This window comes from Paenibacillus thermotolerans (genome assembly GCF_028745515.1).
Classification (GTDB): domain Bacteria; phylum Bacillota; class Bacilli; order Paenibacillales; family YIM-B00363; genus Paenibacillus_AE; species Paenibacillus_AE thermotolerans.
The window spans coordinates 245012-262619 of the sequence record NZ_JAQZSG010000003.1; the positions used below are offsets into that span (position 1 = coordinate 245012).

The window sequence follows — 17608 nt, forward strand, 5'->3', positions numbered from 1 at the left end:
TTCAGCCCCCTCATTTGATACCGGAGTGTGCCATCGTTGCAAGCACCTTCCTCTGCGATATCAAGAAAATGATGAGGTTCGGCACGAACATCACGAGACCTACCGCAGCGGCGACGCCCTGCCCGACGACGTTGTTGGCCAGACCGTTCGTAAGCGTCATGACGTAGTACGGCAACGTCTTCAGCGACTCCATCTGCACGTACAGGTTGGACGTTTCCGCCTGCGACCACGATGCCTGGAAGGTCAAGATCGCGACCGTCGCGACGGCCGGCATGCAGACCGGCATGACGATGCGGAAAAACATCGTGAATTCTTTGGCGCCGTCGATCTTTGCGGCTTCCAACAGCTCGTTCGGAATTTGGTCCACGAACTGCTTCATAAGAAACACGCTCGTCGGTGCGGCGATCAGCGGCACGATATGCGCCAAATACGTATTCATAATGCCGATGTTGGCGATGACGAGATAGCGCGGAATCGCGACGGCTTCCGGCGCGAACATGAGCGCGAAAATCGTCATCGAAAAAAACAGCTTGCTTCCCGGAAACCGATGCTTCGAAAAGGCGTAAGCCGCCAACGAGCTCACGACGATGACGCAAACCATCGTCACCGACGTGGTCAGCAAGCTGTTAAACAAATAGCGCGTAAACGGGATCACGAGCGTTTGCGTCTTTAAAAACAGCTCGCGGAAGTTTTCCAGCGTCGGATCCTGCACGATAAACCTCGGAGGATACAAAAACAGCTCGTTGATCGGCTTGAACGCATGATTGACGATAAAGATGATCGGCAGCGCCATAAACAGCCCGAGGAGGACGAGAAAGATGAGCGATATTTTTTGGAAAGCGTCGATCCGCTTCCATGCTGCCCATAGCAGTTTGAACCGCTTCACTTACATCTCCTCCTTCTCGCCGAACAGCAGGAAAGACAGCTTCGTCGCCCCGTACACCAGTAGCAGCAGAAGGAAGGACAGCGCCGCGGCATATCCCAGTTCGTAGCGGATAATGGCAAAATCGTCGATATGATTGATGATGAGATGTCCGGAATATTGCGGCGTGATCGGCGATCCGGCCAATATCGCGCCGATCGCCCCCGCCTTCAGCGTCCCGACGACCGACATGACGGCGCCGAACAGCAGCTGCGGCTTGATCGCCGGTATCGTAATATAAAAAATTTCCTGCAGCCGGTTCGAAATCCCGTCGATCGCTCCCGCTTCGTACATTTCCCGGTTCACCGTCTGCAGCCCGGCAAGCATGGCGAGAAACCCGACGCCCATGCTGGCCCACAGCGAAATGCCGATCATGATGGTCATGAAATACTTCGGATCCTGCAGCCAAAGGACAGGCTGGTTCAACAGTCCCCATTTCAGCAGCAGGTTGTTCAAATAGCCGACTCTGTCGCCGCTGAAGATGACCGGCCACACGACCGCGAAGGCGACGCCGGAAGCAAGCGACGGCGCATAAATCGCGAGCGTGAAGTAGTCGCGGATCGAGCGCGGCAGCTGGTGAATGAGCCAGGCGAGCGCGAAGGAAAGCATGTACCCGCCCGGCCCTACGATAATCGCAAACTTGAACGTGTTCGGTATGGCGTTCTGCAGAAAGATCCGATCCTGCGTCATAATCGCCAAAAAATTGTCCCAGCCGAGAAACTTCGGAGGCGAAATCGCGTTAAAGCTGAAGAAAGACAGCCCGATGGCGACAAGCACGGGGATCAGGATGAACAGCAGGAACGTAATCAGGAACGGCGCGATAAACAAATAAGATAACCGGTTCTCCCATATTCGGGCGGCCAAGCCCGGCCGTTTCGGTTTAGCCTGCGCACGCATGTCTGCACGTATGTCGGTTGCCGTACTCATGGCCCTTCCTCCCCGTCCCAAGGCTCCGTCACGCGCGGAACATGAAGCGTCCGCTTAACCGCGCCGTGCTTCTCTCTCAGCCCGAACTCAATTTGTTTCCGCTGCATTTCCCGGTTCGTATCGATGACCGCTTGCTCCAGCGCTTCTCTCACGTTCAGCTTTTGCACGACCGCCTTGTTCCAAGCGAAATCGAGCTGTCTGGCGGTGAAATAGCCTCCCGGCACCTGCGGCGCTTCTTTATACCATCTGCGCTGCTCTTGAATGACCTTCAAGTGCTCTTCCGGCCACGGAAGCCTCTTGAACGCTTCCATATTCGCCGTATTCCATCGGTATTCCGGACCGAACACCGCTTCGATATCGTTGCCGAACCTCTCTTGCGTGGCGGCGGACGTCCACCATTGCAAAAACTTCCAAGCTTGCTCCGGCTTCTTCGTTTTCTTAAAAATGACTCCCGCCTGCATCGGGCCGCCCGACCATCGCTCGACGACCCCGCTGCCGTTACGGACGCCCGGCAGCGGCGCGATCGTCCATTTGCCCGCAATTTCCGGCGCGGCGAATTGCGTCTGCAAATAGTTGTTGAAATCGACGACGCCGATCGGCATGTCGCCGAGGCGGAAATGGTTGAAGAAGCTCGGCACGTCGCGCGGCAGCTGATACAGCGTGAACATTTCCGTCAGCTGAAGGAAGCCTTTGTACGCTTCCTCCGTATCGAGCCCGGATTTCATCCCGTCCTCCGAGTACAGCTCCGCCCCGTTCTGGAACAGGAACGTATTAAAGTCCTTCGGCGGCAAATAAAAATCGTAACCGTTCTGCTGCAGGGTAGAAAGCATCCTGTACATGTCTTCCCACGTATCCGGCGGCGTTAGGCCGAGCTCCTCCATAATATCCGTCCGGTACGCCAATACGTTGAAGCCCTGCACCTCGGGCAGCGCATACTGTCCGCCGTCGTAATGGAACATTCGCAGCGCGCCGGGATGAAATTGCGATGCGCTTTTCTCGTAATCGTCAAAGGTCGACAAATCGAGCAAAGCTCCCCGCATAGCGAAGTCCGCCGGCATCGCGGCGTCGATGCCGAGCGCCACGTCCGGCTGAATGCCTGCTGCGTTGCCAAGGATGAACATTTGCGGATCGGGAACGATGTTGACGTTCACCGTAATGCCCGTTTCCGGCGTAAACGTTTCATCGGCCAGCTGCTGAATCAGGTTTACGTAGTCCCTTCCGCGGTTTACCCATACGTCGATCGCTTCGGGGTCCTTCCGCCGGAAGTCGTAATCGATCCAGAACGTTCGAAAGAACGACGTGACGGAATGCGAAAGGCTTTCCCAAACGTTCGCTTCCGCCTTCGGGACGCTCACGGTCATATCCGCTACGTAGATATAATCGAGGAGGAGCGGCTGATCCAGCATCCGAAACAGCCAAGTGCTCAAGCTGCTCTGCATCGTCGAAAACTTGCCGAGCTCGTTCGGTACCTCCCGCGGATTGTCGCGCATGTCCCTTAAGTCGGATGCGGCCAGCCGAAGCGCGTTCTCCGGATCGGAGCGGCCTCCGGTAGAGACGGACTGCAACAGCTCCGCAAGCGCCAGAAGATCGTCTATCATGACGTTCATGCGTTCTTCATAATCCGGCATATATTTTTTCAATTCCCAGTCGCGGTTCAAATCGATGTTGCCGTTGCCCGTCAGCGATTTGTCGAAGTTGCCGGTAATTCTCCGAATGGCGGCGTCCATATTCGAGATGCGCTCGATATTCCGGACGATTCCGTCGTAAACGGGCTTGATCGGAGCGGCCGTTGCCGTCATGCGAAGCGTATGCTTGCCCGCTTTGAGCGGAATCCCCATCGGCTTGCCTTCGGCGTCGGACAACGTCAAGTTGTGCCAAGAGGTATCATACGGGAAAGCCACCTGCTCCATCTCCGGAAACAATGGAGCTCCATCGATGGAAACGGTCCGATAAGCGTAGAAATTGTTTAAATACGACTGAAAGTATTTAAAGCCGATTTTGTAGACGCCGTCGGCCGGAACCTCAAACTCCCACTCCACCCATTCTCCGCTCCGCTTAAATTGCTCGCCTCCCAATGAATTGAATCGGATGAAGCCTTCCGTGTCCGGCGATATTTTCGGATAATCCGACGATTGAAGCTGAATCGACGTATTCGATTTCCGGGTTATGCTTTCGGCCTCGATCAACGAAATCCATGAGCCGTTCCGTGAAGCGCCGTTGCCGCCGCCTGCATATGGCTCAAGCCGCTTATTTCCCGCGATCCTCAGCGACTGAAGATTCATCGGCTGACTTTCTCCCACCAGGCGTATCGTGTGGCTCCCTTTCTTCATCGGCCATTTCAGCGGAGATACGTCGATACTGTAGTCCGCAAGCCATTCGCTTTTCCACCCGGAAGCTGCGACCGATTGCGGCCTGCTGTCGTTGCCGAATTCATCCCGCTGCGGCGGATAAGGCCGATGGGTGAAACTAAGCTTCAACGGGAGCCGTTCCGCTTCGGGAAACGGGTACGCCCCGTCAATTTGCAAGCCGCGCACGATATCCGCCCCATAGTTCCCCGCCCCGTCGTAAACGAGACCGATCCGGTAAAGGCCGTCTTCGGGAATCGTCACGTTCCATTCGATCCAGCCTTCCTCCGAGTTCCAAGCGACCGCATCGCCTTCCGTCTCAAATTGCTTCGGATCGGACACCTCGCGATAAGAGGAAGCCGGAATGACGATTTCCTTCACGTCCTCGGAGGAAGCGGACGGAACGAATTCGGAAAGCAGCTTTGCATAGGCGCTGTCTTCACTCCCCGCAATCCGGTTCAATACCGGCTGAGCCGCCTTCCCCTCGGCGCTTGGCTGCAAAGCGGACCAGACGGACCAGACGAGGACGGCAAAGCCTAACGTAAACATAAGCCACTTGACTTTTTGCCCGCTTAGCATATGACTTCCTCCGTTTGCGGGTCGAAGAAATGCACGTTGTTCATGTCCAGCCCGATCGTAACCGCTTCCCCTTCGCGAACATCGAAGCCGAACGGATCCATTCGCACCGTAACCGAATGCTCGCCGTTGCTCACGTGCAGAAACGTATCCGAGCCCATAAATTCCTGCAGCTCTACGATAGCGGCAAACCGGCTTTGCGAATATTTCCAATCGCCGTCGTCCGAAGCTTTGCAGGCGATTTGTTCCGCGCGCACTCCGAGAACGACCGATTTATCATAATAGTGCCTATCCAGCAGCACCTTCGCTTTCTTCGTCGGGATCAGCAAGGAGGCTTTGCGCGTCTCGAAAAACACGCCGTTCTCATGCTGCATAATTTTTCCTTGAATGAAATTCATCGGCGGCGTGCCGATAAAACCGGCTACAAACATATTTTTCGGAGAAGTGTATATTTCCTTCGGCGTCCCCACCTGCTGAATGACGCCCCCGCGCATGACGACGATTCTCGTCCCCATCGTCATCGCTTCGATTTGGTCGTGCGTTACGTAGATCATCGTTGTTTTCAGCTTGCGATGCAGCTTCGTAATTTCCTCGCGCATTTGCACCCGCAGCTTCGCATCCAGATTGGATAGCGGTTCGTCCATCAGAAACACTTCCGGCTCGCGCACGATCGCCCGTCCCAAGGCGACTCTCTGCCGCTGTCCGCCCGACATTTGCCTCGGCAGCTTGGTAAGGAGCGGCTCGATTTCCAGCACCTTGGCGGCGCGGATCACATGCTCGTGAATTTCGTGTTTGGCCATCTTGCGCAGCCGCAAACCGAACGCAATGTTTTCATATACCGTCATGTGAGGATACAGAGCGTAGTTTTGGAAGACCATGGCGATGTTCCGGTCTTTGGATGAAACGTAATTGACCATTTGGTCGCCGATATATATTTCGCCTTCGCTGATTTCCTCGAGACCGGCCAGCATCCGCAGCAGCGTCGATTTCCCGCAGCCCGAAGGTCCGACCAGCACGAGAAACTCGCCGTCTTCCACCTCGAGATGAAAATCGTCTACGGAATAACGGCGTTCGCCGGCATATTTTTTCTTTACATGCTGGAACGATACGCTTCCCATGATATTTGCCCCTCTCCAAACGGTTGTTGCGTTTCAATCGGCCGGGCCCCGGACACCTCCGAGGCCGAACCGATCCAAGCTTGATCTTACTGCAGCTGGTCGCGCAGCTCTTTCAATTTTGCGTTCAAATCATCCGTTCCGGCCGGGAAGTAATCGTGCGCGGTCACTTCCTCATTAAAGCCTTTATCCACCCAGCCGTTCACGAACTCCTCCACGAGGTTTCCGCCGACCATCGGAATGATGCCGTGAATTTGCCCGATTCGGGATGCATGAGCGAGCGCGTCGACATTCAATCCTTGGTATACCGGCGCATTTTTGAAATGGTTTACGATTTCCTCGTTCGGCGTATTCGGGAACGTGCCCCCGATGTCGATCAAAATCTTTTGACCTTCCGCCGTTGCCGTCCAGAACTTCAAAAACTCCCATGCCGCATCTTTGTGCTTGCCGGCTTTGCTCATAAACATCGGGTTGTCGAACACCATGCCGACTTGCTTTGCGGTCCCTTTCGGGAACGGCGCGATATCCCAGTTAAACTTCAGCGCTTCCTTCCAGCCGCCGATGAGCGGGGAAACGTGAATCGTAAACAAGGCGTTGCCGTTGCTCCACAGATCGTAATCTTCCGCCAAACCTTGCTCTACCTTCTTTTTCCCGTTCAGCATCGTTCCGTCTTTCGAAATCCAATCGAGCACCGACTGCAAATCGTCGAGCACGGCCGGATCGTTGCCTAAAAACTCGGTATAATCCTCGTTCATCATGACTGTGTTCGGCGTATGGCCGTTGGCGACGGGTACGGCGGTGGCAAAAAACTGAAGGAAGAAGGAGCTTGCGTCAAAGCCCCAGTTTTTCTCCGCGGGGTTGGTCGCTTTCTTAGCCATTTCGACCATGTCGTCGAACGTCCAATCGTTGCTCGGCGGGTTCAAGCCGTATTTGTGAAGCAGATCCTTATTATAGAAAATAAGGAACGAGTCGTTGCCGCGAGACAGCGCGTACTGCTTGCCTTTCCACTGGAACTGTTCCAGCCGGCCCGAGCTGAATTCATATTTTTGGAATTCTTGGTCTTTCTCGATGTAAGGCGTCAAATCCTCCGCAAACCCTTGTGAAACGGCGGTCATAAACGTGTTGTGCCAAAACAAATCGATCGGATCGTCGGCCGCAATCGCTTGCGTCAAGGCGTCCATCATACCCGCATGGCCGATATTGACGATTTCCACCTCGATATTCGGATGTGTTTTCGTAAATGCGTCGCCGATTTGCTTAAACGGCGAGTTCGGATCGACCCATGCCGCCACCTTCAGCTTGATTTTTTCCCCCGAGCTGCCGGCGTTGTCGGCAGGCTGATCCCCATTGCTCGTCTCTGAAGTCGTGTTCGAAGGCGTATCCGTATTTGCATTTCCGTTCCCGGAGCCCGAGCCCCCGCCGCCGCATGCGGCGAGCAATACAAGCATAAACACACATGCGATGAGCAAACATTTTTGAACTGCAGCATTCCGAAACATACTTCTCCCCCTCAAAGGAAATTTAGGAACCGAATAAAGCCGATCTTGCTTCAGAAAACCATATCAATGAGTTCAAGCTTCGCCTGCTTGACCGCGCCGGCATCACCCCCTACATAATGAGAACCGGATTCATAACGGAGCAAAAAATACTTTTTTATTCAACTCCCCCTCCTCCGCTTTCCACTGAATATGTAAAGGGCCTCTTGGTGTATTGACGATTCCGCTGCAACGGCTCATTCCCGGCAGGGGCACCGGCTCGAAGCTGAAGCTTTCGTATCCCGGCTCGAGCGGCTTTACCCCTAAAACATATCTGCTGATCCATTGCACCGGCGTGCTGGCCCAGCTGTGGCACAGGCTCATTCGGTACGAATCGTACGCGGTGTAAGTCGTCTGCGCTTGATGAAAGTCGCTCCCGTGCATCAGCACCGAGCTCTCCCAGAACGTAGTCGCCCCTTGCTCGAGCATGCTTCCCCATACGGTGGAAATGACGTTCCATGCTTTGTCATGAAAGCCGTACTTGGAGTAACATTCGGCCAGCCAAAAAGCGGAGAGCGGCGTGATCGGATCGCGGAGCTCGCAGCCCGACAAAAATCGTTCGGCGCTGCGCTCCGGCAATAAACCGCTTACAATGCCGATTAAAGGAGTGATGAACGCATTGCCTTCTTGCAGGAAGACGGATTCTTCGATCTCCGGATCCGGCCAATCCGCCAGCTCGCCCAGCTCGAGCTCGGGAACGTATCGATCGAGCAGCCTCACGCTTTCGTTCATGAGTTTCAAAATCGCGTTGAGCGCCGCCCAGGATTCTTCCTGCTTCATGGGCACCCATTCGATGAACGCTTGGTGCGGGTTCGTCAGCCAGCCGGTTTGCCGGTCGCTGTTTTCTCTCACCCACCGCAAGTGCGTTACAAAATCGTTTTTGGTCGCAACAATAAACGGTTTATCCCCGGTATGCAGGTAGTACTCCCACAGGCCGATAATCCACCAGAGCGTATAAGATGGGATGGAATTCATCCAATAGCCGTATGGAGTTTTCCCCAATTCGGACATGGCGCGCTTCAGCACGGTAAAGTCGTTCCATAGGACAAAGTCCGCCTTCGCAGCCATATAAAAGTCGTACGCCCAATTGAGACGATCCCGTTTAATGCCGTCCCACAGCCCGATTTGATGACAAACCTTGTTCGTATGCACAGCCACGTCGTAGATTCGGTCAAGCAGCGGCAGGTCGGTTTCCACCGTTCCGATTTGCGCGAGCGGCACGCCCGCCGCTTCGAACTCAAGCTCCAGGCGGAACGGCGCATCGCTTTCGCCTCCGACAAACAGCTGCAAATATCGATACCCTTGCGGGAGCGTAACGGCTGTTTTCCCCGCGGGTACGGCAATCAGCTCGGTTATGCAGGAGTCGTAATGCTCAAGCTCATACAGCGACTCCGCGCCGCTCCAGAGCAGCGATACGTCCGTATGCCCCTTGTTTCGCACTTTGAACCGTACGTTGTCTTCCCGCCGCAAATCGACGACCGTCTGCGGCACCGCCCGCAAATCGTTCTGCTTCTGCCAAGTCCGATACGCTTTCCATTCGTTCTGCTTTAGCAGGTGATAAAACACATGCTTTTCATTGCGTTCCGGCGTAAATTGCAGCGGCTTAACCGCAGTCCCTTCCAGAACGAGCATGCCGCCGCTCGCTTGCACCTCCGTGCCGGAGGCGGAAAGGACGGCCGCATTCGCAATCGGGGAAACTGCAATATCGCCGTAGCCGCCTCGCACAAACCATTCAGGGCCGTTGTCCAAATCGCCGTACGGCTCATCGCCAAGCCGGCAAACGACTGCGGCCTTCTCCTCTTCCGCATCCCACGTCTCATCGGTCGGCAGCCAAACTCCGTCCGCTTGAAGATACGCAATAAAGCCGACGGTCCGGTCGAACAGATGAATATTGATCGGTCCGACCGGCATTGGCTCGCTGCACTCGATGACCGCGGCGATCGTATGGCTTCCTTCGGATAACGACTCCGGCATCCCCGGTATTTTCGTAAACAATGTGGCGTGCCTCGGATGATCCTCAATGCCGCCGATGGCGACGCCGTCCAATTCAAACCGGACGGATCCGGTGCATGCGACGCTGAGCTCGGGACGCTCCGCGTCCCGTTCAACAACGAATCGTTTGCTCAATCGGATGCTCTTTCGCTGCTCTCGCTTCGGATGCCAGATCCACGCCGGCAGCTTGCCGGTTTCTAACGTTTGCGTATGAGTTCTCATCCATAGTCTCCTTAGGTAGATTCTCTCTCCAAAATATTGCAAGGAAGCACGACGCGCCGGACATCGTCATACCCGACTTCTCCTTCAACGAGCTCGATCAGCAGCTTTCCGGCCTCGTAGCCCATTTGAAGCATCGGAAGCTCGACGGCGGTGATGGACGGTCTCGACACTTGCGTAACCGCAGAATTATCGAAGCCTGCGACGGCCAAATCGTCCGGAACCTGGTAACCGAGCTGCACCGCCCTTTCGATCACCCGTGAAGCGATCACGTCCCGCCCGGCCAAAATAGCGGTCGGACGCTGCTTCAAGCTCAGTAGCATCTCGGTTTCCTTATACCCGCTATCCGGCTCAAAGCTTCCGAAAGCGATCAGCTTCTCGTCCGCTTCCAATCCTAGGTCCGCAACCGCCTTCTTATATCCGTTCAACCGGTCGAGCGACGCGTCGACATCGATGGAGCACGGCGTGATGAACCCGATTCTCTTATGCCCCTTGCTCGCCAAATATTCAACCGCCTGATACGCGCCTTGCTCGTTGTCGGCGTTCACGCTGTGGCAGACGCTCTCCTTATAAGGCCTTCCCAGCAGCACGAACGGGAACCGCTTTTTCACAAGCTCCTCGTACGGCCGCTCGCCCATTTTCGTTCCCATCAGAATGAGACCGTCGGCGGATTGCTTTTGATAAACCTCCATTAAATGGTCGTCCAGCCTGCTCGCGTGAGGCTTTAAAAACGACAGCAGCAAATCGTAGTTTTTCTCGCTGGCCGCCTGTCCGAGCCCTTTAATGACATCCAGCAAAATGCTGTTTTCCAGCCCGCCGGCCGTTTCCGACACGACGAGACCGATGTTGTTCGTCTTTTTGGTGACTAAACCTCTTGCGGATTGGTTCGGTCTGTAATTCAATTTTTCGACCGCTTCGAAAATTCGTTTCTTCGTCTCTTCAGCCACGTGGGCGGAGCCGTTCATCGCAAAAGAAACGGTGCATACCGCGACGCCGGCTTCCTTCGCCACGTCTCTGATCGTTACAGCCATGTTTCTATCCCTTCCCCAACTTGGAAATGTCGGCTTTATTGTTTCTTTCTATATGAAATCTCGTAATGTCCGGGCTGAACGTCGATGCGGGTGCCGGAACCGGTTTGCCGGATTCCCTTGATTCCATTCGCAAAGCTTGCCGCATCCGCCTCGCCGCCTAAGACGATCGCCGCTTCGCTCGCAGGCGGAATACGGACCGTGAGCCGAATCTCTCCCGCGCTCTTCTCCCAGCGTACGCGGATCGGCCCGCGTACGGTCGGCACTTCCGATGCCGCATAGTCCAGATCGTCCGGCACAAACGGCTTGATCAGCACTTTGGAAAATCCCGGTGCCAGCGGCCGTATGCCTGTCACATATTCCTGCAGCAGCCTGGCCGGATAGCCGTTCCATGCATGGCAGTGGGACTCGATGTCGTCCCAGCCCTCCCACATCGTCTTGGCGCCTTGCGATATCATGTAGCCCCAGCCCGGATAGGTCACTTTATGGATTAACCGGTACGCGGCTTCCTCCTTCCCGTTCTCGAACAGAACGCGGAGGAGCGGGAGCGAGAGCACCGTTTTGCTTTCCCACGGAGCGTTCGCTACAAAATCGATAAGCTGATTGCGGTCTTCCTCAGGCGCCAGATCGTAATACAAAGCGATCGCGTTCACGCCTTGATGCGTGTGCCGAGAGTCGTAGCCGTCGCGGAACCGCTTCTGGGTCGGGTCGTACAGGTGTGCGACGATGCTTTCTTTCAGTCGCGCCGCACGTTCCCGGTACTTGTCTCGTTCATTCGCAGCTCCCAGGATGCCGGCGATATCCGCAACGATTCGGACGGCCTCGTACAGCTTGATGTTTTGAACCGTTAAAAACCGGCACTCGTGGTCGACCGTCGGGTAAGGCCAGTCGCTGATATGCCACCCTTTATCCAGCGGGACGAGCCCGACTTCTTCATCGACGATGCCGAGATAGTAGTCGACCATCCGCCTTGCCGCCGGGTAACATCTTTCAAGCAGACCCTCGTCTTCATACATAAAATACGTCTTCCAAAGCAGCGTGCAGTAATGTAAATCCCATTCCGGGATTTGCAGGTGAAATGCGGGGTCTTCGTAATTGGAAGGATATACGAACGGGAACGTACCGTCGTCGAGCTGTCCGTCCGCAAAATCCTCCAGCGTTTTTGCCAGGACGTTTCGGGCTTCGAAGTTATATAACAGCGTCTCCGCTTGAAGATCCGTATCGGCCAAATATTGCGCCTGCTCCCGATGCGGGCAGTCGACCGTTTGACCCAGCGTATTGTTTATCTGGGTTTGTATGGCCGCCGCATACAGATCGTTAAGAAGGCCGCTCGAGCTGCCGAACGAACCCGGCGACTCCATATCCGTATGGGCGGATACGAACCAAACGTTCACGCCGGGAACGATCGCCTCCGGATACCCGGATATTTCCGCATATCGAAACGCTTTATAAGACAAGTCGGCTTGCCAAATCTCTTCCTCGTCTCCGCGCATCGTGTATTGATCGTAATGCATCGACTGCGGTTCGTTGCAGACGTGATGTTTCACGAAGCCTTGCTCGTCGAGGTCCTCGGAATAACGAATCCGCACCGCAGCGCCGGGGATTCCTTTCAGCGCGATCCGCACCCAGCCGGATACGATTTTGCCGCCGTCGAACACTTGGCGATACGGCTCCGTTTCATTCAAGCCGCTTCGTGCCTTCGAGGGAGTAATGTCGGCCGGGACGAGCAGCTCGGCGGCGGCTCCTTCAGGTACGGCTTGCCAAATCATCGGCCAGTCGTTGCGCTTCACGCGGGCCGGCAAAGCCGGTCTGCACTTCGTCTTGTCGAAGCCTACCTGCTGCCAAGCCCGGTCTGCCAGATTCGCATCATAGTCCTCCATGGCTGAAATGCGCCGGTTTTGCTGATAAGGCGTTGCGTTCCGGTGCGGGATGTCGATCAGCGTTTCCCAAGAAGCGTCCGTCCCTAAGCTGGTTTCGGTGCCGTCCGCATATTCGATTTCCAGCTGGAGCCGAAAGCCCGGCAGTCCGTTCACATAGTTTTGGCCGCTGCCACCGAGATATTGAGCCACTGCCGAAATACAGAAAGATGAGTGATGTAAAAGGGCGGTTACGTCATATGCCAGATAATACTTTCGCTTGTACGGATTCGTCGGCGCCGGAGAGCCGTAGCCGTTGATTCGGATGCCGTCAATGAACACCTGGGCCGTATTGTGTGCCGAGTAATACAGCTTCGCCCTTGCAACGGGCTTCTCCAAGACAAACTCTTTGCGTATATAAGCGTGGTCGTTGATGCCGACACTTTCGGAGCTCCAAATCCACTCGGCCGTCCAGTCGTCGGAGTCCAAGCCGGTATCAAAACGCGCCGCTTCTGATTCAAGCACCTCTCCGGAAGAAAGCGAGACATAAACCTTCCACCAATACCGGGTGCGGCTTCGCAATCGCGGACCCGAGTAATCCAGATGCACGAAGCTTCCCGGGCGTTCGCCCCCGTCCCAAACGTCGGCTTCCCCGGAATGCAGTCGATCTTCCGAAGATGCGACGACGATGCGCGAGCAGCGAATCGAGACTCCGTTCGGCACGCCGTCCGGCAGCCAGGAAAATCGGATGCGTTCTCCGTCGACCCCCATAGGGGCGGTGTGGTCGTTGACCCGCAAGGAAAGAATTCGCGCCGTGCGATTAGCATCCATGAATGTTCCTCCAAATTTACAAAAACGTTTTTGATATCAAAAAAAGGAAAATTTGAATTAAAATACGGATCAAGCTGCGGGGTCTGGGGTGTAGTAAGAGGGTTGCACTGCAAACAAAACGTTCTACAAAAACGTTTTTGTTTACGATTAGAAGATACTACCAAAGTGAAAGCGTTGTCAATACGCTGGAGAAATAAAAATGTAAAAAATATCACAGCTTGGATCGCCGCATAACGTCGTCACCGATTGTTAATGACCAAAAACGTTTTGTATACAAAAACCGGACCAGAAATTGTCACCGACATTGACAAACGGAGCCGATTGTCAGCGATATTGACAAATGAGTCGCTGCAGGCTGTCAAATGAGTCAATGTTGCTGACAAAGCTTTCGCCTTGTGCGCGATGGAACAAGCGGAAAGCCGGGCCCGTACGCGGACCCGGCTTCCTAAATCACTTCACTCCGAATTTATAAATCGTCGTATGCTTGTAAAGCTCTCCCGCACGCAAGATCGGCGAAGGGAAATGCTTGTGCTTCATAGCATTCGGAAAAAATTGCGTCTCGAGGCACAGACCGCTGCGCTTTCCGTAAACGGCCCCGTCCTTGCCGGTCTCGGAGCCGTCCAGAAAGTTTCCGGAATAAAACTGTACTCCGGGCTTCGTCGTAAAAACTTCCATTACGCGACCGGAACCCGGCTCATATAGCTCCGCAAACTTTTCCGGCCTCGCGCCGTTTACTTTCAGTACCCAGTTATGGTCATAGCCACCGCCGTTTTTAATTTGCTCATCGTCGCTGGATAGACCCGGACCGATCCGCTTCGGCGTTCTGAAATCCATCGGCGTACCCGCCACGTCTCTTATTTCTCCGGTCGGAATGCATTCATCGTTCACAGGCGTAAACCGATCCGCGTCAATCGCCAGCTCGTGGTTTTCGATCGTCCCCGAAGCGTGCCCGGCTAAATTGAAATAAGCATGGTTCGTCAAATTGATTACCGTATCCCGATCCGAAACCGCCTCGTAATCGATGATCAGCGCATGCTCGTCTGTCAGCGCATACGTCACCTTCACGTCAAGGTTTCCGGGATACCCTTCCTCCATATCGACGCTGCGATATTTCAGTTGAAGCGCTTCCCCCTGCTCCGCCTCGACGATTTCCGCCTCCCACACCGCTTTGTTGAAGCCGGTCAGCCCGCCGTGCAGATGGTTGTTGCCGTCGTTTTTGGCGAGATTGTATTCTACGCCGTTCAGTTCGAAGACCGCATCCTCAATCCGGTTGGCATGGCGTCCGACCAATGCGCCAAGGTACGGTCCGTTGCGGACGTAATCGGCGCCGTTGTCGAAGCCCAGCGTCACATCGTCAAGCCTACCGTTCCGATCGGGCACATGAAGGGTGACGATCGCTCCTCCGACCGTTGCAATTTCCGCCGAAGTTCCGGCACGATTCGTAAGTCTGTAAATATGTATTTGCCGTCCGTCCGGTGTCGTTCCGAAATTTCTCACTGTAATACCCATGAGTACACTCTCCTTATCGTTTTAAATGGCTTTGAAGCACCGGCTCCAAATATTCCGCCATCCGGAAGAACCCCAAGTCGGTCGGGTGCACGCCGTCAACGGTGCATTCATTGTAGCTGTCGCCCAGCATCGGCTCGCCGTCGACGAAGAACACGTTCGCGTCTCCCCGCTCGCGGTATGCTCCGACAGTCTCGAGTTGAATTTGCTTTCGCTTCAAACGAAGCTCGCGCACGCCGCTGTCAAACGCCTCCCCGCCGAAGCGAATTTGAGAAAGCACAATAATCGGCACATCCGGATGCTTCTCCCGGTAAATTCGGACAAATTCCGGCAGCGTGCTTTGGAACAATTCCGGACTGACGCAGTTCGCTTCGTAATCCAGCACCAGCAGCGACGGATTCGGGATGTCCGCAATCGTGCGGGCGACTTCCGCCTCCCCTTTGCCGCTGCCGGAAAAGCCCAAATTAATGAACTCAACGGGAAGCTTGCGGCTAAGTATATTTGAATACGCCATGCCCGGCCGGGAGGCGCAGCCTCCTTGCGTAATCGAGGTGCCGTAAATCACAACCCGCTTGTCGGAAGCATAGGGCGGCGGCGGCGCGACCTCCGCGCCCGCGTCAAGTCCGACAAGCACCTCTTCGACTCCCATATACAGCGGGAAGTACAGCGTAACGGGCTGCAATCCCCGGTCCATGTTTTGAAACATGATAAACTCGTAGCTTTTCTGGGTATGGTCGTACTTGGTCGTATTGCAATACATTTTTTCCCCAATTGCTCCTATGTAGCAATCAAAGCCGCATTGCCCGGTGGCGGGCATGTGATTCATGTCCGCGGCGCCGCTGAGCCGAACCTTCACGGAGAGCCGGCTGGAATTCGTTTGAAACCGGATTTGCCCGCCTGCAGTGCAATTCGCCAAAAAATCCACGGCTGCCGGAAGCGCTTCCTTCGGCTCGCGCGGAAGTCTTCGGTACGCCTTCTCTTGCTCGAACCATGCAAACCCGGATATTCGAAACGGCTTCTCCTTAGGGGAATACCACACGACATCCGCCGAATCGGTCATACACTCACTTCCCTTCTTATTTTTCTACCGCTCTATTAAGCGGAAACAAAAAATAGGCGCCCGAAAAACGAAGTCAAATGATAATCGATTGCGCCTGTAGGCGCCCACGCCCAGAAATGCCGCCGACCCTGCGGATCCGCATCGATGCGGTATACGTTCCAACGCCAGCTCGTTCCGACGTCCGGCTTCGCATGAAAATTGACGAACGGAATGACAACGTCATACACATATATATCGTTATCCACGGTAACGGACGTTTCAAGCCCTTCCGCGTCCCAGCCCGTATCGACCTGGATGCTGCCCTTCAAATCGTTCGAAATCATTGCGTCGAATATCGTGTTCCTAGGGCTGATTTCCAGCTCCATATACCGCTCCCCGGTCCCCCGCTCGTCGATGAAAATTTCGACGACGTCCTCGTCGTACAGCGGGTCGTCGCGATTCGTCATGCCGGCGACGATATGATCGTCCTCGCATTCGAATCGAATATGCAGCGCATCTCTAGTCCAGCACGCTTTGACCCCCGTGCGCAGCCTGGGGCTCTCTCCCGCTACGACTCCCGATAGCGCCATCGGTTCGATCCGCCCCCACGGCACTCCGCCTTCCAACGGCTCCACCAGAGTGCACGAATAGCTTTTTAACTCCATACTTCGCCTCCGTTCCCCGACTATTCCATTCGCAACCCATTATTTTCATTCCTTGAATCTCTATTTTCCCTCAGAAGTGTATAATTGTCATTATATGAATTGAGGAACGAGGGAACGGAATGATAACAACCGTAACGTTGAACGCCGCAATCGACAAAACGTACTATATCGACGATTTTCAGCTCGGCAAAGTGAACCGGACGCGAACGATGCATTCGGTGCCCGGCGGCAAAGGGATTAATGTGGCGAAGGTTGCGCTTGCGTTAGGCGCTCAAGTGACCGCCACAGGCTTCGTCGGAGGCAAGAACGGAGAGTTCATCGCGGAGGAAGTCGAAAAGCTCGGCATTCGCAGCGACTTCGTTCGAACCGAGGGCGGAGAATCGAGGCTTTGCTTGAATATTATCTCCGGCGCCGAAGGCACATCCACCGAAATTCTCGAGGCGGGGCCGGTTATTTCAAGCGGCGAGCTGCAGCTGATGCGGGAGAAGATCGAAGCGGCAGCGGGACAATCCGAAATCGTCGTCATGTCCGGAAGCATCCCCAAAGGCGTCCCGGACGATTTTTACGCCGAGCTCGTCGCCATCGTAAAAAAACAAGGCCGGGCTGCGTTTGTAGATACGAGCAACGTCCCGTTGCTCAAGGCGATCGAGGCCAAGCCGTATTTCATAAAACCGAATGAAGACGAAATCAAAATCTTGGTGAAGGACGCGCAGCTCACCGAAGATGCCGTCATACGCGGCGTTCATATGCTGATGGACCTCGGCATCGAATGCGCAGCAGTCACGCTCGGCGCCGCCGGATCGATCATCGGCTACCGCGGTTCGTGCTATCGCGTTCGAACGCCGAAGGTGAACGCCGTCAACACGGTCGGCTGCGGAGACGCTTTTACGGCCGCCGCAGCGGTCGGCTTCGAGCGGACGGCGCCATTCGCGGACGTATTCCGGCAAGCGAGCGCTGCAGCGGCGGCCAACGCCTTGTCCGAGCAAGCCGGACAAGTCAGCTTGGATATGTTGGCGAAGCTGCTGCCGCTCGCAGCGGTCGAGCCGGTATAA

At 55.1% G+C, this 17608-nt stretch carries 12 protein-coding genes; 1 reads left to right on the forward strand and 11 read right to left on the reverse strand.

The window, feature by feature from the left end; all coding sequences use genetic code 11:
- Positions 1 to 10: 10 nt before the first annotated feature.
- The 11 genes from PT964_RS04550 to PT964_RS04600 all read right to left on the reverse strand — a co-directional run bounded on the left by PT964_RS04550 (position 11) and on the right by PT964_RS04600 (position 16556).
- The gene (locus PT964_RS04550) at positions 11 to 886 is read right to left on the reverse strand and encodes a carbohydrate ABC transporter permease (protein WP_274362145.1); all 876 of its coding nucleotides are present in this window, start codon (positions 884 to 886) and stop codon (positions 11 to 13) included.
- On the reverse strand, positions 887 to 1849 hold the full coding sequence (locus tag PT964_RS04555; protein WP_274362146.1) for a carbohydrate ABC transporter permease: 963 nt from the start codon (positions 1847 to 1849) through the stop codon (positions 887 to 889).
- Positions 1846 to 4773, reverse strand: coding sequence for an extracellular solute-binding protein (locus tag PT964_RS04560; RefSeq protein ID WP_274362147.1), 2928 nt, complete (start codon positions 4771 to 4773; stop codon positions 1846 to 1848). Before PT964_RS04560 ends, PT964_RS04555 begins: the two co-directional genes overlap by 4 nt.
- The gene (locus PT964_RS04565; RefSeq protein ID WP_274362148.1) at positions 4767 to 5888 is read right to left on the reverse strand and encodes an ABC transporter ATP-binding protein; all 1122 of its coding nucleotides are present in this window, start codon (positions 5886 to 5888) and stop codon (positions 4767 to 4769) included. Before PT964_RS04565 ends, PT964_RS04560 begins: the two co-directional genes overlap by 7 nt.
- Before the next feature lie 86 nt (positions 5889 to 5974).
- Complete coding sequence (locus tag PT964_RS04570; protein ID WP_274362149.1) at positions 5975 to 7384, reverse strand: ABC transporter substrate-binding protein; 1410 nt, start codon at positions 7382 to 7384, stop codon at positions 5975 to 5977.
- 129 nt (positions 7385 to 7513) lie between these two features.
- Positions 7514 to 9634 (reverse strand): alpha-L-rhamnosidase C-terminal domain-containing protein, encoded by a 2121-nt coding sequence (locus PT964_RS04575; RefSeq protein ID WP_274362150.1) that lies wholly within the window; start codon positions 9632 to 9634, stop codon positions 7514 to 7516.
- Positions 9635 to 9645: 11 nt separating this feature from the next.
- Positions 9646 to 10662: a LacI family DNA-binding transcriptional regulator gene (locus tag PT964_RS04580; RefSeq protein ID WP_274362151.1), complete on the reverse strand. Its 1017-nt coding sequence runs from the start codon at positions 10660 to 10662 to the stop codon at positions 9646 to 9648.
- A 35-nt stretch (positions 10663 to 10697) separates the two neighbouring features.
- Positions 10698 to 13346, reverse strand: a complete 2649-nt coding sequence (locus tag PT964_RS04585; RefSeq protein WP_274362152.1) for a family 78 glycoside hydrolase catalytic domain — start codon at positions 13344 to 13346, stop codon at positions 10698 to 10700.
- A gap of 450 nt (positions 13347 to 13796) precedes the next feature.
- Positions 13797 to 14855, reverse strand: a complete 1059-nt coding sequence (locus PT964_RS04590; RefSeq protein WP_274362153.1) for an aldose epimerase family protein — start codon at positions 14853 to 14855, stop codon at positions 13797 to 13799.
- A 13-nt stretch (positions 14856 to 14868) separates the two neighbouring features.
- Positions 14869 to 15912: an SGNH/GDSL hydrolase family protein gene (locus PT964_RS04595; protein WP_274362154.1), complete on the reverse strand. Its 1044-nt coding sequence runs from the start codon at positions 15910 to 15912 to the stop codon at positions 14869 to 14871.
- A 35-nt stretch (positions 15913 to 15947) separates the two neighbouring features.
- A complete protein-coding gene (locus PT964_RS04600; protein ID WP_274362155.1) occupies positions 15948 to 16556 on the reverse strand; it encodes a carbohydrate-binding family 9-like protein in 609 nt (202 codons plus the stop codon).
- A 119-nt stretch (positions 16557 to 16675) separates the two neighbouring features.
- Here PT964_RS04600 and PT964_RS04605 point away from each other — a divergent pair, with 119 nt between their 5' ends.
- Positions 16676 to 17608, forward strand: a complete 933-nt coding sequence (locus PT964_RS04605) for a 1-phosphofructokinase family hexose kinase (RefSeq protein WP_274362156.1) — start codon at positions 16676 to 16678, stop codon at positions 17606 to 17608.

Excerpts from the sequence above, each read along its gene's own strand:
- PT964_RS04575 (WP_274362150.1), bottom strand. The coding sequence starts at position 9,634 with ATGAGAACTCATACGCAAACGTTAGAAACCGGCAAGCTGCCGGCGTGG.
- PT964_RS04585 (WP_274362152.1), bottom strand. The coding sequence starts at position 13,346 with ATGGATGCTAATCGCACGGCGCGAATTCTTTCCTTGCGGGTCAACGAC.
- PT964_RS04600 (WP_274362155.1), bottom strand. The coding sequence starts at position 16,556 with ATGGAGTTAAAAAGCTATTCGTGCACTCTGGTGGAGCCGTTGGAAGGC.
- PT964_RS04565 (WP_274362148.1), bottom strand. The coding sequence starts at position 5,888 with ATGGGAAGCGTATCGTTCCAGCATGTAAAGAAAAAATATGCCGGCGAA.
- PT964_RS04595 (WP_274362154.1), bottom strand. The coding sequence starts at position 15,912 with ATGACCGATTCGGCGGATGTCGTGTGGTATTCCCCTAAGGAGAAGCCG.
- PT964_RS04555 (WP_274362146.1), bottom strand. The coding sequence starts at position 1,849 with ATGAGTACGGCAACCGACATACGTGCAGACATGCGTGCGCAGGCTAAA.
- PT964_RS04570 (WP_274362149.1), bottom strand. The coding sequence starts at position 7,384 with ATGTTTCGGAATGCTGCAGTTCAAAAATGTTTGCTCATCGCATGTGTG.
- PT964_RS04605 (WP_274362156.1), top strand. The coding sequence starts at position 16,676 with ATGATAACAACCGTAACGTTGAACGCCGCAATCGACAAAACGTACTAT.
- PT964_RS04580 (WP_274362151.1), bottom strand. The coding sequence starts at position 10,662 with ATGGCTGTAACGATCAGAGACGTGGCGAAGGAAGCCGGCGTCGCGGTA.
- PT964_RS04560 (WP_274362147.1), bottom strand. The coding sequence starts at position 4,773 with ATGCTAAGCGGGCAAAAAGTCAAGTGGCTTATGTTTACGTTAGGCTTT.
- PT964_RS04590 (WP_274362153.1), bottom strand. The coding sequence starts at position 14,855 with ATGGGTATTACAGTGAGAAATTTCGGAACGACACCGGACGGACGGCAA.